1 protein-coding gene is annotated in these 1,664 nt (G+C 49.2%); it reads right to left on the minus strand.

Features of this window, described 5'->3' with window-relative positions:
* Positions 1-42: 42 nt before the first annotated feature.
* Positions 43-1,593, minus strand: coding sequence for an IS1182 family transposase (locus ACFSQJ_RS14285; protein ID WP_377767652.1), 1,551 nt, complete (start codon positions 1,591-1,593; stop codon positions 43-45).
* Positions 1,594-1,664 lie beyond the last annotated feature (71 nt).

The raw sequence follows: 1,664 nt of genomic DNA on the forward strand, positions 1-1,664 counted from the left end.
AACGGCAGTCTGTCTCAAAACCACCTTTGATTTTGAATAAATTTACACAATTTGGGATATAAGGGATATTTGCCTGTAAGAAGGTTGGATTTTCATAAATGCGGATATATGGGCCAAGAACTCATCTTTCGACCTTTTAACGGTGATAAGGAGCGTTTTTAGGATGTTCGTTCGATGTTTTGCCCTGATTTCGGGCTTCCAACCCAATTTGATAAGTCTTTTTAAATTGTACGCCAATGCAATGAACCCAAAGTCGGCACCGGCTGTGGGCATTCCCTTTTTGGTGATGATGTGGTCAAAGCCCCATTGCCTTTTTATGGTACCGAAGGGATGTTCGACCAAGGCCTGTCGTTTTTTGTAAATATCGGGTTGCTCCGTTACCCTACGGGCGTTATGTTCGATGAATGCGGTGAACTCACTGCGCTGTAATATCTTTCCATTTTGCTTTGCCGATGTGCATCCGTTGCGCACCGGGCAATTTTTGCATGCTTTTGTCCTGTATTGCTTGAACCGGTAGTTGCGTGCCCTGTACCAGTTTCCGTTACTGGTAAGCTCATGGCCCTGTGGGCAGCGATAGCTGTCCTGTTGCGGGTCGTAGTTGAAATGTTCGGCGTTATATGCCGGATCTGGTGCTTGGCTGGCACGGCCGATACCGGGTACGGCCACCAGGGTATCGACCCCAATGTCGTTGGCCACCTTGAACTCGCTCCCGGTATGGTAGCCTTTGTCATATAGTGCGGTAAAGGAGTTGGTCCCCAAAATGGCCTTTGCCCTTCTGAGCATACCGCCCATGGCCTTTTTGTCATTTTGGTTGGTGATCTTGTAATCGATCAAGAGCTTATGGTCGGCATCCACCGTTGTCTGTGCCGTATAACAGACTTCCGTAATGGTGCCCCTCACGATCTGGTGTCGGCTGTCCGGGTCACTGGTGGAGATCTGTGGGTTTTCCGTGGAGGTATCGGCCCGCAGTTCCTTTTGAATGCGTACATACCTTTCCCGTTGCCGTTCCCTGTTTTTTGCCAACTTACGGATTTCTTCCTTTGCGTCCCCGTCCGCCTTGGCCAGTTCTTGTTGGTGTTCCTCGAGTTTTTTATCGATGTATTCAAGGTGGCGTGCGACCTTCTTTAGGTTGAAGTTGTTCTTTTTGCTGTTCTGTGCCCTGAGTTTGGTGGAATCCCCGGCAATAAGGGTGGCGCCGATCAACTCGTGGTTCTTGGCAATGGACACCGTATGGCGGAACACCCGCTTTATCGCTTTGGGGTTGTCCTTCCTGAAACGGGCAATGGTATTGTGGTCGGGCCTTAGGTTGCCGAGCAGCCAGATCAGTTCGATGTTGCGGGCACACTCAAGCTCCAGACTTCTGGAAGAACGTATCCGGTTCAAATATCCATAGATGTAAAGCTTTAAGAGATCGGCGGGATCATAGGGCGGACGACCTTGCGGTGCCATGGCCCCAAAACCTATGGCCTGTAAATCCAGACCGTCCACAAAACGGTCAATGATGCGTACCGAATTTTCCTCGGCGATCATATCGTCCAGACAAGTGGTGTAGAGGGCAAGTTGGGTCCGGGATTGTTTCTGTTGATACTCCATACTTAAAGATAAAGAATATCAAACCCTACAAGGTAAAGCTAACTTTAAGTTTTGAGACAGTCTGACGGTCT

The organism is Croceitalea marina (assembly GCF_042684265.1).
Lineage (GTDB): Bacteria > Bacteroidota > Bacteroidia > Flavobacteriales > Flavobacteriaceae > Croceitalea > Croceitalea marina.